Genomic DNA, 15,290 nt, shown 5'->3' on the forward strand with positions numbered 1-15,290 from the left:
TTAGCTTGGTCCATTTCGCCAGCTACTAAAAGTGTCGATTACCCAAGAAGCCCCCACTTCAAGCGACCCGTAAGGGTGGTAAGTGGTGGGAGTAGTTCACATATCGTACTTCTAATGACTTGCCTTCATAGTCCGTTTCATACGTTCTTTTTGGAATCCAAAGGTGAAGCACATCAATAGTCAAATCGTTATCAAATATAAGGTCTGAGACATGTCGAGTTGAGTTACTAGATTCAAATCCAACTTGAAGTGGAATAGCGGTAATAATTTCAAATTCCCCGTTTTGATATGCCTCCCGATCATTGTATACGGTAATAGCATCGATGCCGCAATACCATGATGTCCCGAATAATAAGGCTGTTGCGAGTAACATAAAAATAGATTTCAATCTTCCTTTGCAGGCTAGAAAATATTTGAACGACGCAATACCTAAAGATAAAACAATAAAAAACGCAATAAGTCTAACTAAAATTTCGCCTTCTATAAAATATTTATCACCAATAAAAGCGATTAAAATAACACAAATGATTGCAAATATCACACTTAAAAGTAATAATGCGTTTAGAAATAGTTCTACTTTTGTTTTGGGTTCCTCTTCTAATAAGGAATCATCGTCCTCATAGTTTTCATCATTTTCTAGTTCATCGTATATTTCATCATGAGCATTCAAAAGTTCTCCCTCTTTCCCCGTAAAGGCCTTTTTCAATCGTATAACCATAAGATAATCTTAAAAAAAACTTCATACAAGAGTCTTTAGTCACAAGGTTATGAGTGGAAGTGAATAAACAGAATGAATCGCACAAAACAGTGATAAGTTACTTATAGGATGAAAAGGTAGAAGAAGTAATCCAGCATAGATAGAGAACGGATGTTTAAAAGAATAGATTTTCGTACATAAATTTATAATACGTGTACAATAAATGCAAAAAGGAGGAATAGCTGTGGATAAAATAAAAGTAGGCGATACATTCACAATTAGTGATGATATGACAGAAGAACAGGAAATGGAAGTGATGGCAATCATGACTGTAGAAGATACTGATTATGTGGCAGTATCTTTTGTGGAAGATTTAACGGGAGAGGAAAATGATGATATTGATATTTTCTTTATGAAAATTGACGACGATGGCGATTTAGATCAACTTAGTTCGGATGATGAGTTTCAAAAAGTGTCTAAGGCATTTGATGAATTCGTAGATGCAGAAGATGAAGATGATACCGAAGAATAATGAATATTATCTTCTTCATGTGTGGAGCTGTATTGAGGGATTAATCCTATACACAGCTCCTGTTTTTACGTTTTATGTATACACAGAAGGTATATTTACGTCAGGTTTACTGTCATCACGATGAACTTTGTAAATTTCCATTCATATATTATTCATTTTTATTTGTTATCATTTTATTTTAAAAGGAAAATGGTTTGCAATATTTTATGATGCACATAATTTGGTATAGGGCAGAAATTACAAGCAAGAAGGGCAACTTGTAGTAGGAGATGTTGATATGGTAGAGCAACAAAAAGAGAAGCAAAAAAACCTTGGCTTTATTATTTTAATGATTGGTGTATTTATGGCAGCGCTAGATAATGGAATTATTAGTGCTGCATTAACGACGATTAATTCCTCTTTTCATGTATCCGCGACATCGGGCTCATGGGGGATTACGCTTTATACATTAGGATTAGCGGTGACGACGCCTATCGTTGGGAAACTCGCTGACCGTTACGGGAGAAAAAGGTTATATCTTATTGAAATTGCAATATTTACGATTGGGTCACTTGGTGTTGCGCTTAGTACAAACTTTACACTCTTTTTAGCAGCACGTCTTCTTCAGTCATTTGGTGGAGGAGGAATTTTCATTATTGCGAGTTCCCACGTATTAAGTACTGTTAGAAAAGATCGTCAAGGAAGCATGCTCGGTTTATTAGGTGGTATGAATGGGATAGCATCTGTTGTTGGTCCAAATATCGGTAGTTTTTTAATGGATATCACAGGAACTTGGCATTGGCTATTTTTAATCAATGTACCAATTGGGGTTATCCTACTGGTAAGTGGGGCACTTTTACTAAAAGAAACAAAAGAGGAAGTCATGTCGAAAACCGACTATCTCGGTATTACACTTTTATCATTCTTTATTTTAAGTATGATGTTTGCAGTAAACAATCTAGGCACAGGAAATCTACTACAAAGCTTCCTTGATTGGAGTGTACTCGGTTTATTAATATTAGGAATCATATTTTTTGCAACACTTCTATACGTGGAAAAGCGAAATGAAAAATCGAATGTGGATGCGATTTTACCTTATGAACTACTTCGTAAACCAACGTATTCTATGACTTTGATTATGGGATTACTATCCGGAACATTTATTGGTGCAGTGATCTTTATTCCATCATTTGTTGAGCAAATCTTAGGAATACCAGCAGCCAAATCTGGTTATTGGATGACGCCATTAGCTTTAGCATCTGGAATTGGTGCAGGAGGTGGTGGGTATTTTGTTGATAAACAAGGACCTGTAAAAACAATTGTCTTTTCGGGAATGATAGCTATTCTCGGCTTTGGCGGACTCGGGTATTTTGCAGATACAAAATTACTATTTGTTATTTTCTCTGTTTTGGCCGGTATCGGCTTTGGATTTGTGCTCGGTGCACCATTAACAGTGTTAACATCAAACGCGGCTGGAAGACAAAAAGGTTCTGCAATTGGTACACTTTCAGTAGCACGACAAATAGGCTTAACAATTTCACCAACTATTTATGCAACCTTTATTCAAAATGGCTTCGGGAAGCTAGGTGCGCTTATTCCAGAAAAATTACAAGCACATGGAATAAATCCAAATGATATTCCTGCAGGTATGATGGAACAGGTAAGTGGTGGAGGCTATGCTGATATAACAGAAAAAATTAATCAAATCCCAGTCCCAGCAGTACGCGCTGCATTAGAAGAAGCATTTCAACAAGCAGCACATGCAGCATATGGACCAATTTACTATTTTACATCCATCATGGCATTATTCATGATTGTAATCGTGATTAGTTTTCGTAAAAAATACAAAGAGGATGAACTGCTAGAAGCAAGGGAAACGCAGGCATAACATATAGTCTAATATAATTCCTGTAGATAGATTACTTGAAAAAGTGTTCTATTTACAGGTATTTTTTTATATAATATGAAAGCCCTTGCAAAACATGTATATACAAGTTATACTTATTAATATAAACTTGTATATACAAGTAAGGGGAAAAATAAATAAACAAAGTTAAAAGGGAGGGTTTACGATGGTTAATAAAATTAGTAAAATCTATGCACCATTAACAGGAAAAGTATTACCATTGGAACAAGTTCCTGATCCAACATTTTCTCAAAAAATGATGGGGGATGGATTGGCAATTGAACCTACAGATGGAAAGGTTGTTGCGCCAGTTGATGGAAAGGTATTACAAGTATTTCCAACTAAGCACGCTATCGGTCTACAAAGTGAGTCAGGTGCTGAAATACTGATTCATATTGGATTAGATACGGTGAATTTACAAGGAAAAGGGTTCGAAGTTCATGTTGAGCAAGGGGACAAAATTCGTGTTGGCGATCCTTTAGTAACATTTGATTTAAATTTCGTTCGTACTCATGCTATGAGTCCGATTACTCCTATTGTGATTACGAATGGAGATTCGTTAGTAATTTCAAAAAAAACAAGTGAACTGCATGCACAAGCTGGGGAAAGTAATATATTTGAAGTGCGTCCAATTGGAGCTAATAATTCAGAACAACATGCGAAAACTACGAAACAAGTAGAAACAGAATCTAATAAAAAAGAAGCAAAATATACGAAAGAGGCGAAAGAAATTGTCACGGCATTGGGTGGCATTGACAATATTCAAGCTGCCACGCATTGTGTGACTAGATTACGATTTGCACTTGTTGATGAGAAAAAGGTAAAAAAGGATATATTAGAAGATATATCACTTGTGAAAGGTTCTTTTTCAGCGAATGGTCAGTTCCAAGTTGTAATTGGCCAAGGAACAGTTGATAAAGTATACGCTGCTATGGTCGAAGAAACAGGAATTGGCGAGGCAACGAAAGATGAGGTAAAAGCTGCTGTAGGTAAAAAGCAGAATCCGTTGCAACGTGGAATTAAAGTTTTGGCAGATATTTTTATTCCTATTTTACCAGCAATTGTGACAGCTGGTTTGCTCATGGGATTAAATAATATTTTAGCAAATGGTGGTATTTTTGGTGAACAATCTGTAATTGAGATGTATCCACAATGGGAAGGTATTGCAGATATGATAAATATTATCGCCAATACTGCATTTACCTTTTTGCCTGCATTAATAGGTTGGTCCGCTGTTAAACGGTTTGGTGGGAACGAATTATTAGGTGTTGTACTTGGACTTATTTTAGTTCATCCGGATTTATTAAATGCTTGGGCATATGGCGATGCCTTAAAAGAAGGAACAATTCCGACTTGGAATTTGTTTGGTTTGGAAATTAATAAAATAGGATACCAGGGGCAAGTGTTACCGGTATTATTCGCTTCATGGCTTCTAGCAAAAACGGAAATATTTCTTAAAAAGCGGGTAATGGATTCCTTACAATTATTAGTCGTTGCACCAATTGCATTACTCGTTACTGGTTTTCTTACGTTCACAATTATTGGACCTATCACATTTACAATTGGAAACTGGATTACGGATGGGTTAGTTGCTGTCTTTGATCAATTTGCAATTGTTGGTGGGCTTGTTTACGGAGCTATTTATGCGCCTCTCGTTATTACAGGAATGCACCATACATTCTTAGCAGTGGATTTACAATTAATTGGTAGTACCGGCTCAACATTTTTATGGCCAATTCTTGCATTATCAAACATTGCCCAAGGTTCAGCGGCATTTGCGATGATGCTAGTAGCTAGAGATGAAAAATTAAAAGGCTTAGCTGGAACTTCAGGAATATCTGCCTGGTTAGGTATTACAGAACCAGCATTATTCGGGGTGAATTTACGCTTTAGATATCCATTTTTTGCAGCGATTATCGGTTCAGCAATTGCGGGTGCCTTTATTACGATGCAACACGTATTAGCATCTTCAGTTGGCGTCGGTGGTGTTCCAGGAATCTTTTCAATTATACCAGACGGGTGGGTATCCTTTATCATTGGGATGGCCATTGTAATTGTTGTGCCATTTGTCATCACATTTATGATTGCAAAACGGAAGTATCGTACGGATTAATTAGTCAGAAGAGGTGTTTTAACAATGAAAGAAGCATGGTGGAAAAAAGCAGTAGTGTATCAAATTTATCCCAAAAGTTTCTATGATACAACTGGTAATGGTTTTGGTGACCTACAAGGGATTATCAAAAAATTAGATTATATAAAGGAGTTAGGGGTCGATGTCATTTGGTTGACCCCTATCTATCAATCACCGCAACATGATAATGGATATGATATTAGTAATTATTTTGCCATTGATGAATCATATGGAACGATGGAAGATTTTGAGCAACTACTTCATGAGACCCATCAAAGAGATATGAAATTAATAATGGATCTTGTGATTAACCATACTTCGACAGAGCATGAGTGGTTTAAAGAAGCATCACGTTCTAAGGATAGTCCATATCGGGATTTTTATATTTGGCATGATGGAATAAATGGTGATCTACCAAATAATTGGCAGTCGAAATTTGGTGGATCTGCATGGGAATATGATAAAAAAACGGAACAATACTATCTACATCTATTTGATAGAACACAAGCGGATTTAAATTGGGAAAATGAAACATTACGCAGAAAATTATATGACATGATGCGGTTTTGGGCTGAAAAAGGGATTGATGGTTTCCGTTTAGATGTTATTAACCTCATTTCTAAAAATCAACAGTTTCCCAATGACGAATCAGGAGATGGAAGAAAGTTTTATACGGACGGACCGAGAATTCATGAATTTTTACATGAATTAAACGAAAAAGTTTTTGCACCATATCATATGATGACGGTTGGGGAGATGTCTTCTACGTCTCTAAATCAATGCGTGCTATACACGAATCCGGAAAGAAAAGAATTGGATATGACTTTCCAGTTCCATCATTTAAAAGTTGATTACCTCGATGGAGAAAAGTGGACGAAAGCATCGTTTGATTTTCTTGAGTTAAAACAAATTTTGTCGGATTGGCAAGTTGGGATGAATAAAGGAAATGGTTGGAATGCACTATTTTGGTGCAATCATGATCAACCACGTGTTGTATCTCGGTTTGGTGATGATGAAAAATATCATAAAGAGTCCGCAAAAATGCTTGCAACAACTTTACACATGATGCAAGGAACACCATATATTTATCAAGGTGAAGAATTTGGCATGACAGACCCTGGTTTTGAATCGATTGATGATTATCGTGATGTAGAATCGTTGAATGCATATAAAATGATGTTAAAAAAAGGCAAATCGGAATCAGATGTGATGAAAATTCTTAAACAAAAATCACGTGATAATGCAAGAACACCAATGCAATGGTCGGCAAATAAAAATGCTGGATACACAAAAGGAAAACCTTGGATTCCAGTAGCGGATAATTATAAAGAAATTAATGCAGAAAATGCGATGAATGATTTAAACTCAATTTTTTATCATTACAAACAATTAATCGCACTACGCAAAAAACATGATGTCATCACATATGGAGATTATGAACTCTTGCTCGCTGATAATCCACATATTTTTGCATATAGACGCCAATGGAACGGAGAAACATTACTTGTCATCAGCAATTTCTACGAAGAAAATGTAAGCACACAATTTGATTTGGAAAAAGGAAAAAAAGCTAATATCCTACTCTCAAATTATCCAGACTCCAGTCACACGATAAAACAAATAACATTGCGCCCATACGAATCCATTGTGTATCATATAAAGTAGAAACATTGGTGAAACATGGGGACGGTTCTCGTGTTTCACGAAAGTGCGTGAAACATAGGGATGGTTCTCGTGCCTCAATGAAACGGGAGGACCGTCCCTGTGCTTCAAATATGCGATATATAATGAGGTATAATCATGCAAAAATATTTAACGATATATCATGAGCTTGTAAATAGAATTGAAACAGACTATTGGCCGGAATCAACGATGTTACCATCTGAAAATGAATTGGCAACTAAATATGATACTTCACGGGAAACAATTCGGAAATCCCTTGATCTACTTGTACAGAACGGATATATCCAAAAAATCCGTGGCAAAGGTTCCGTTGTAATTAGTAAAGCGAAATTTAACTTTCCTGTTTCAGGTATTGTTAGTTTTAAAGAATTAGCAAGTGAAATGCAGGAGCCTGTTAAAACGCTCGTAAAAGAATTGGCTTTAATGGAACCAGAAGAATCTGTGCAAAAGGATTTAGAAATAAGCGCGAAAGAAAAGGTTTGGAAAGTTGTTCGAGTAAGGGAAATCTCTGGAGAAAAAATTATATTAGATAAAGATTATTTTAATCCCCATTATGTACCTGATTTAACAACGGAAATTGCAGCAGACTCCATATACGATTACTTAGAGCATGAACTTGGATTAAAAATTAGCTTCGCTAGAAAAGAGATTGTCGTCGAGCAACCGACAGAAGCGGATAGAAAATATTTGGATTTAAACGGATTCTCCAACGTTGTAGTTATTAAAAGTAAGGTCTATTTGGAAGATACGAGTTTATTTCAATATACCGAGTCACGGCACCGCCCCGATAAATTTCGTTTCGTTGAATTTGCAAGAAGAGTGCATAATTGAAAACATTGGAGACTTATTAAACGGGGGTCAGACCCCCGTTTTTTGTTTTTCCTCCATCTTTTCCTTCTATTAAAGAAATTTCTAATAAGGATTGTAATTTTAATAAACTATGGTAGAATCTTGTTAAATCATGTTACATTTTCTTGGATATCATGTGAAGTGATTCACATTAAGGGATTCAATGCAATGCAGCAGGAACAAGTCCTGAACATAATGGTTAAAAATAGGCGTAAATATAAACAAAGCCGATCATTTTTATAAATTAGTAAATTAACTTGGAACCGATTACATCTAATTTATTAGTTTACTAGTCTATGAAAGTCAAACTTATACAGCAGGTTTGAATAAGTAAGAATCAGAATCAAAATGAATATGTCATCTTTAAAAAAGTAAATGTTCTTTACGGGGTAATGGGTTACTTTGGAAGTTATTGCTTCCATTTAACATACATCATTTAAAAGGGGAGAGAAAAGCAATGAGCAAAAAAGGTATGTGGTCATTAAAATTGTCCACGGCAGCAATTGTACTCATTCCAGTAGCTATTGGGATAAACTACTTAGGTAAATTATTTGCTGGATTACTGAAACTACCACTGTGGCTTGATGCAATTGGCACAGTTCTAGCAAGTATGTTAGCAGGACCAATAATTGGAGCGGCATCTGGTATTATTAATAATCTTATTTATGGTTTTACAGTTGATCCAATTTCAACCGTTTATGCAATTACAAGCGGTGTTATCGGTCTTGGTGTTGGTATCATGGCATATAAGGGTTGGATTCAAAATATTGGAAAGGCGATTGTAATTGGTCTTGTTGTAGGATTTGTTGCCGCAATAGTTTCCACACCATTAAACATGTGGCTTTGGGAAGGTCAAACAGGAAACGTGTGGGGCGATGCTTTTTATGCCTTTTTATTGACGAAGGATTATCCAGTTTGGTTGGCATCTTTTGGTGATAGTATCATTGTTGATGTACCAGATAAAGTTGCAACAGTTATTATCAGTTTCCTAATCTTTAAAGGATTACCGAAGTCATTAACAAATATTTATCGTAGTGACGATGAAATAGAAGAACTATAAAAATCTTCAGTTGTGGGGACCCGATCCGTTCCACGCATTGAATGAAACAGGAGAACCGTCCCCATGTTTCAAAAATTTAGTTGAGGGTGTCGATTGTTTTGAATATGACTCTTTATGTTGATAAAGAATCGGTTATACATCGAATTGATCCGATTACAAAGTTGCTTTATGTTTTTGTTAGTATTGCGATTACATATATTTTACCGTTACATGGGTTTGTTCTTGGTGTGACTGTAGTTAGTTTATTACTATTAATCATTGGTAAAGTGCTTTGGAAAATACTACCTATCATCGGTATTAGTCTCATTTTGATTATATCGATTATTATTGTTCAAGGTTTCTTTCATCCAGATAACGAAACCATCTTATTTTCAATTGGAAATGTGTCTCTTTATAAGGAAGGGTTTTCTGTTGCTCTTTTATTAACATTACGTGTTTTAAATATGTTAAGTGCATTTGGTGTGCTCATTTTAACGACGAAACCAGATGAGTTAGTGGAACGTCTTATTAAAAAAGGCTTATCACCAAAAATAGGTCATGTGCTCTTATCCATTTTCCAACTTATCCCACAAATGCAAGCAACTATGGGGAAAATTACAGATGCCCAACGTTCAAGAGGGATGGAAACGGAAGGGAATTTAGTCATACGCATGAAAGCATTTTTCCCTTTAATCGGTCCTGTTGTACTGAATTCTCTAAACGATACGCGAGAACGTGCAATTGCACTGGAAATGCGTGGCTTTAACTTGAAAGGAAAAAAGACATTTTTAAATAAGTCACGCACTTATCGTTATCAAAGTGCCATGCAAGGATTTTTATGCATCGTTTTGATAAGTACAATATTATGGAGGATTTTTCAATGAGTATGATACAAGTAGAAGGTTTAAAATACAGATACCCTGATACAGATAAACTCGCAATCCATGATGTTTCATTTACGATTGAAAAGGGAGAATTCATTGGAATTATTGGTAGAAATACTGCGGGTAAGTCTACACTTTGTTATGCTTTATCTGGACTTGTTCCACATTTTTTTAAAGGAGCTTATGGTGGAAAAGTAATAATTGATGGGGTAGAAGTTAGACAATCTGATATGAATGAAGTCGTGAAAAAAATAGGACTCGTTTTTGATAATCCATTTTCGCAAATGACCGGTTCAAAATATACAGTGTTTGATGAAATTGCCTTTGGACTCGAAAATCTGGGCATTGATCGTGGGGAAATGGTAGCACGTATTGAAAGAAGTCTAGAATTGCTTGAGATTACAAACATTAGAGAAAAAAATCCCTTTGATTTGTCAGGAGGGCAAATGCAACGAGTAGCAATTGCAAGTGTTGTTGCGATGAAACCAACTATATTAATCTTGGATGAGCCAACGTCACAGCTTGATCCCCAAGGCTCTGATGAAGTGTTTAAAGTAGTCGAAAATCTTGCGAAAGAAGGAATTACGATTATGATGGCTGAACAAAAGATGGAAAAACTCGCGCAATATGCTGATAGAGTTCTCCTCTTAGATGATGGGAAATTAATAGATTTTGCTACACCAGAAAAAATCTTTTCGAGAGATGATTTATATGAACGTGGAGTAGAAGCACCAGTCGTAACAAACGTAGCAAAAGCACTCGGAATATATGATCAAAAAACGGGACTATATCCTGCAACATTGCAACAATTGAAAGCGAATCAATTGGCTACAAAAACTGTCCTTCGAAAGTTAGGTGGTCATGGTGAGTGAAATTCGCATACAAAACATAAAATTTTCATATACAGAACATGCGGAAGTATTAAAAGGACTCCAATTCATCTTAAAAGAACAATCAACCGCTATTATCGGGCAAAACGGTGCAGGAAAGACAACGTTCGTAAAATTATTAAAAGGGTTAATACGACCGTCAAGTGGGGATATTTTTTTAAATGATAAAAATTTAAGAGAATATACTGCCTCCGAGTTAGCACGTCATATTGGGCTTGTCTTTCAAAATCCAAATGACCAGATTTTTAAAAATAACGTGTTAGATGAAGTGATGTTTGGGCCGCTCCATATTGCTCAAGATAAAAATGAAGCAAAACGGTCTGCTCTTGATGCACTTAAAATGGTGGGGCTTGAAACATATGCTCATAAAAACCCTTATGACTTAAGTTTAGCTGAACGAAAAATGATTGCAATTGCTTCTATATTAGCAATGGATACAAAGGTTATTATTTTTGACGAACCGACTATGGGGCAAGATTATGTTGGAAAGCAGCGAATCAAGGAAATTATTTGGAGTTTAAGAAGACGAGGCAAGCTAGTCATTTGTATTTTACACGATATGGACTTTGCTGCTGAAGTATTTGAACGTACGATTGTATTTAATGAAGGCAACATTTTATTAGATGGTACCCCAGCAACAGTTTTTACTAATAAAGAAATGCTAGAAAAGGCCAATTTGGCACAACCATATGTCATACAAGTAGCGAATCAATTAGAAGTAGAAGGAACACATTTAACGGTCGAACAGTTAATTGAAGGGGTCAGACCCCAATAAAAAAGCGGATGCTGCCCACATCCGCTTTTTTATATTTTCTATTTTAACAATACCCCAAAGTTCAATATGAATTTACATGGACTACGCAACTTCTACATCTGTTTCAATCTTTTCTATCCTGTTCTTTTTAGCCTTGATAAAGATTGCAATCGTTAATGCAACCGTCAAAATGATACCAAGAATAAAGGATAGTTTTAAATCTAAATTGAATCCTATCTTTTGATTTAAAATATAAACAAAAACCATATACGTAATAAAGAATCCAGGGACTAACGAGATAAAATAGTTTTTCCCTTTTACATATAGGTACACCGTGGCAATCCATAGTGCAATTGCTGCTGTTGCTTGGTTTGCCCAAGAGAAGTAGCGCCATAAAATATTGAAATCAATTTGCGTTAAAACTGCTGAAATTACAAATAAAGGTATCGCAATCGATAAGCGTCTTGCTAATTTCTTCTGATCAATTTTCAAGTAATCTGCAATAATGGAACGCGCCGCACGAAATGCTGTATCACCAGAAGTAATCGGAAGGACAATTGCACCTAATACAGCAATCGTTCCACCAACTGCCCCAAGTAAAGTTTTTGAAACATCATTTACAACTGCTGATGGTGTACCATTTGCAATCATTTCACTCAATGTTTGGCCATCAAGTAAGCTCATAGCTGCTGCAGCCCAAATCATCGCAATAATTCCTTCTGCAATCATCATGCCATAGAAAACATAACGACCTTGTGATTCTTTTTGAGTCGTTCGCGAAATAATTGGTGACTGTGTTGCATGGAAACCTGATAAAGCACCACATGTAATGGTAAAGAACAAAATTGGAAAAACCGGTACATTGTCTGGATGTAAATTTTTCAATGTCATTTCTGGAATTGTGTAATCTGAAAATAATAACGCAACCCCAACGCCTAATGTTCCTAAAAGAAGGATTGCCCCAAAGAACGGGTAGAATCTCCCAATTATTTTATCTATCGGTAAAATTGTGGAAAGGAAATAATAGACAAATATAATTCCTATTAATATACCTAATGTTAGTTTTCCATTTAATAGTATTTCTAGTAATGAAGCTGGAGTTGTTACGAAAACGGTTCCAACTAAAAGTAATAACAATAACGCAAAGATATTTACAATATGTTTTGAAAAGTTACCTAAGAATTTTCCGGCTAATTCTGGAATATGTGCTCCTTTATTGCGAATAGAAATCATTCCAGTCAAATAATCATGTACAGCTCCGGCAAAAATAGATCCTATTACAATCCATAAAAAAGCGACTGGTCCAAACAAAGCACCCATAATCGGCCCAAAGATTGGTCCAGTTCCAGCAATATTTAATAGCTGGATGAGTGCATTTTTTTGTTTCCCCATTGGCACGTAGTCAATGCCATCAGCATTTGCATATGCGGGAGTCTTACGTGCATCAGTTGGATCAAATATCTTTTCTACAAATTTACCATAAGTGAAATAAGCTACAACTAATAGCCCAATGCAAACTAAAAATGTTATCATTTCTGTCACTCCTTATTTAGAATACAAAGCGCTATCATTTTTTTATAAAAAATAAACTCTTAAACTATAATTGCTACATGTATTGAAATAGTGCTTTCTTATATTTCGACATATTTTCGACACAATTTATATTATCATTTATTTTCAGGAATGGCAATGGAAAGTTTTGAAAACTGTCATAAAAATGGTAGTAATTGTAAAGTGAGCTTCATTAGTTCGTATGGGACTTTTATCGCATGCTACAAGATATTCAAGTAATCACGGGAGGATTAAAAGAATGATAGGAAACTAAAAATCAGCAAATATTCGATTTGTTCAAGTTTAAGAGACATATGTGTGAAAGGCGCATTGCAACCTTATCCTTTATTCTCTTCAATTTAGATAGAGATTTGTGGCACCCCTTGGTATTGAAATTTTCTTATCAAACTATTTTTTCCTAGAATCCTACTAAAATCACAATTCAACGCATATATTTTAATAGCATTTAAAAAAACAGCACATTTAGGATAAATCAAAATGGATCTGTAATTGACGATTAAAAGGGGATGTGATGCTATTTATTACAATTTGTTTTTCATAATAGCGCCAACTAGCAAAAACACGATTTATTTCGTTCACCTTAGTAGGGCGAAAGTGTGAAAAATTCACATGGAAGTTTCACGGTTAATCAAGCAATTAATATAACCATAAAGGGGATGGTTAAAAATGATGAACACGCAGTTAACAATTGTTTCGATGATTGAACGTGCTGAAAAATACTTTTCAAAAAAAGAAGTAATTTCTAGAACACATCGTGGTGTCCACCATTTTACCTATCAAGAAATTGGAAAACGAACTAGATCGCTTGCAAGTGCGCTAGAAAAATTAGGAGTCAAAAAGGGGGACCGGGTAGGCACACTTGCTTGGAATCACCATCGCCACTTAGAAGCTTATTTTGCAATTCCCGCAATGGGTGCTGTTTTGCATACGATTAATATTCGTTTATCTGCTGAACACTTGCGCTACATTATCAATCATGCCGAAGATGAGGTTTTACTTATTGATATAGATTTATTGCCACTGATAGAAAATATCAAGGATGAATTGACAACAGTGAAAGCTTTTATTGTGATGTCCGATGAAGCTGAAGTTCCTGACTCCAGTCTTCAACCGCTATATTCTTACGAAGCCTTATTGGCAGAAGGAGATGAAAACTTTCAATTTGCAACAGATATTGTTGAGGAAGACGCTGCAGGCATGTGCTACACATCAGCGACGACTGGTAAACCGAAAGGAGTCGTTTACTCTCATCGAGGCATTGTCCTTCATAGTATGGCTTTAAGTATGGCAGACTCAGCAGCACTTTCGGAATCAGATATTGCCATGCCTGTCGTACCAATGTTTCACGTGAATGCTTGGGGAGTACCTTTTGCTGCAACTTGGCTAGGAACTACACAAGTCCTACCTGGGCCTATGATGACACCAAAAGTCATTGCCGAACTTATTGAAACATATCAAGTAACAATAACTGCAGGTGTTCCTACAATTTGGCTAGGTTTATTACACGAACTAGAAAAAGGAAACTATAACATGAAAAGTTTACGTGCCATTTTATGTGGTGGATCTGCAGCACCGAAAGGAATGATTCGCGCATTTGAATCAGACTTCGGCATTCCGTTTATACATGCTTATGGTATGACGGAAACAACACCATTAGTGACCCTCGCACGACTGAAAAGTTATCAAACTAATTTACCAGAAGAAGATAGATTAAATATTCGTGCTACGCAAGGTTTAGTTGTACCAGGCTTGGAAGTGAAAGTAATTAATGAAAATGGTGAAGTAAAACCAGATGGGAAGGAAATGGGAGAGTTACTAGTTAGAGGTCCATGGATTGCAGATGAATATTATCGAGACGAACGAAGTAAAGAAGCATTCCAAGATGGATGGTTATATACTGGAGATGTCGTCACTATCGATGAAGAAGGAAATATTAACATGATAGATAGAACAAAAGATTTAATTAAAAGTGGTGGAGAATGGATTTCCTCTGTTGATTTAGAAAATGCATTAATGGCGCATGAAGCTATTTTTGAAGCAGCAATAGTCTCCATACCAGATCCAAAATGGCAAGAACGTCCAGTAGCATGTGTTGTTTTAAAGGAAGGGAAAACTTTGAGCGAAGAAGAAGTACTAGCTTTTTTAAAGCCTCAATTTGCGAAATGGTGGTTGCCGGATAAAGTAATCTTTATGGATGAAATCCCAAAAACCTCGGTTGGAAAGTTTTTAAAGCGAGCATTAAGAGATAAGGTTAGGGAAAATAACTAACGAGAGGCAACGTTGCTTTCCTATTTTTACCTTGATTTCATTGGCATAAGATGCTTGACTACTATGTATGTGGAAATGGATCCATATACATGACATTTGTCATACC

The 15,290-nt window shown here is 35.9% G+C and carries 12 protein-coding genes; 10 read left to right on the forward strand and 2 right to left on the reverse strand.

Annotation, left to right across the window (positions count from 1 at the left end; translation table 11 throughout):
- Positions 1-58: 58 nt before the first annotated feature.
- The gene (locus tag ACFFIS_RS06690; RefSeq protein ID WP_390186713.1) at positions 59-670 is read right to left on the reverse strand and encodes a hypothetical protein; all 612 of its coding nucleotides are present in this window, start codon (positions 668-670) and stop codon (positions 59-61) included.
- Positions 671-941: 271 nt separating this feature from the next.
- Between ACFFIS_RS06690 and ACFFIS_RS06695 the strand changes: the two genes are divergently transcribed.
- The 9 genes from ACFFIS_RS06695 to ACFFIS_RS06735 all read left to right on the forward strand — a co-directional run bounded on the left by ACFFIS_RS06695 (position 942) and on the right by ACFFIS_RS06735 (position 11,365).
- Positions 942-1,229: a DUF1292 domain-containing protein gene (locus ACFFIS_RS06695; protein ID WP_320378440.1), complete on the forward strand. Its 288-nt coding sequence runs from the start codon at positions 942-944 to the stop codon at positions 1,227-1,229.
- Positions 1,230-1,506: 277 nt separating this feature from the next.
- Positions 1,507-3,096, forward strand: a complete 1,590-nt coding sequence (locus tag ACFFIS_RS06700; protein WP_390186714.1) for an MFS transporter — start codon at positions 1,507-1,509, stop codon at positions 3,094-3,096.
- 184 nt (positions 3,097-3,280) lie between these two features.
- Positions 3,281-5,227: a PTS system trehalose-specific EIIBC component gene (treP, locus tag ACFFIS_RS06705; protein ID WP_390186715.1), complete on the forward strand. Its 1,947-nt coding sequence runs from the start codon at positions 3,281-3,283 to the stop codon at positions 5,225-5,227.
- A gap of 24 nt (positions 5,228-5,251) precedes the next feature.
- On the forward strand, positions 5,252-6,910 hold the full coding sequence (treC, locus tag ACFFIS_RS06710; protein ID WP_390186717.1) for an alpha,alpha-phosphotrehalase: 1,659 nt from the start codon (positions 5,252-5,254) through the stop codon (positions 6,908-6,910).
- 132 nt (positions 6,911-7,042) lie between these two features.
- Positions 7,043-7,759 (forward strand): trehalose operon repressor, encoded by a 717-nt coding sequence (treR, locus tag ACFFIS_RS06715; protein WP_390187084.1) that lies wholly within the window; start codon positions 7,043-7,045, stop codon positions 7,757-7,759.
- A 475-nt stretch (positions 7,760-8,234) separates the two neighbouring features.
- Positions 8,235-8,837: an ECF transporter S component gene (locus tag ACFFIS_RS06720; RefSeq protein ID WP_320378441.1), complete on the forward strand. Its 603-nt coding sequence runs from the start codon at positions 8,235-8,237 to the stop codon at positions 8,835-8,837.
- A 104-nt stretch (positions 8,838-8,941) separates the two neighbouring features.
- The gene (locus ACFFIS_RS06725; RefSeq protein ID WP_390187086.1) at positions 8,942-9,700 is read left to right on the forward strand and encodes an energy-coupling factor transporter transmembrane component T family protein; all 759 of its coding nucleotides are present in this window, start codon (positions 8,942-8,944) and stop codon (positions 9,698-9,700) included.
- Entirely contained in the window at positions 9,697-10,572 is an 876-nt protein-coding gene (locus ACFFIS_RS06730; RefSeq protein WP_320378443.1) for an energy-coupling factor ABC transporter ATP-binding protein, read from the forward strand. The genes ACFFIS_RS06725 and ACFFIS_RS06730 overlap by 4 nt, the downstream gene beginning before the upstream one ends.
- A complete protein-coding gene (locus ACFFIS_RS06735; RefSeq protein WP_390186719.1) occupies positions 10,562-11,365 on the forward strand; it encodes an energy-coupling factor ABC transporter ATP-binding protein in 804 nt (267 codons plus the stop codon). The genes ACFFIS_RS06730 and ACFFIS_RS06735 overlap by 11 nt, the downstream gene beginning before the upstream one ends.
- Before the next feature lie 81 nt (positions 11,366-11,446).
- Here the strand turns inward: ACFFIS_RS06735 and ACFFIS_RS06740 are convergent, their stop codons facing one another.
- Positions 11,447-12,877, reverse strand: coding sequence for a carbon starvation CstA family protein (locus ACFFIS_RS06740; protein WP_320378445.1), 1,431 nt, complete (start codon positions 12,875-12,877; stop codon positions 11,447-11,449).
- Between the two features lie 705 nt (positions 12,878-13,582).
- On the opposite strand from ACFFIS_RS06740, the gene ACFFIS_RS06745 reads away from it, so the two are divergent.
- Entirely contained in the window at positions 13,583-15,184 is a 1,602-nt protein-coding gene (locus ACFFIS_RS06745) for a long-chain fatty acid--CoA ligase (RefSeq protein WP_390186720.1), read from the forward strand.
- Positions 15,185-15,290: the final 106 nt, after the last annotated feature.

Source organism: Paracerasibacillus soli, assembly GCF_042432965.1.
In the GTDB taxonomy this organism is placed as follows: domain Bacteria; phylum Bacillota; class Bacilli; order Bacillales; family Amphibacillaceae; genus Paracerasibacillus; species Paracerasibacillus soli.